The organism is Limimaricola sp. G21655-S1 (assembly GCF_027213785.1).
Lineage (GTDB): Bacteria > Pseudomonadota > Alphaproteobacteria > Rhodobacterales > Rhodobacteraceae > Limimaricola.
Window position 1 is genome coordinate 1 of the sequence record NZ_JAPWGO010000569.1, and the last position, 229, is coordinate 229.

General features: G+C 53.3%; 1 protein-coding gene. It reads left to right on the forward strand.

What is annotated here, in order from left to right; all coding sequences use genetic code 11:
* Positions 1 to 229, forward strand: a 229-nt coding sequence (locus O4G76_RS21845; protein ID WP_269399161.1) for a hypothetical protein, incomplete at both ends; no start/stop codon positions are given.

Consider the following 229-nt stretch of genomic DNA (forward strand, 5'->3'; position numbering starts at 1 on the left):
ACCCCGCATGACTTTTGCTCAGGCAACGCGCGAAGCAAATCTGCAGGCCAACAACGCTTATCCTGAAGCAAACCGGCAAGCACTTGCTGCGGCAGCGACAGCGCCATTGCCCACAGAGTTAGACGCCGTTGAAACCGGCACCGAGAAGCTGTTGGCACAACATAAGATTGACACTTTCCAGCAGCAAACCAATCTAATCGATGCAGCGAAAAGTCAAACAGCTGGACGT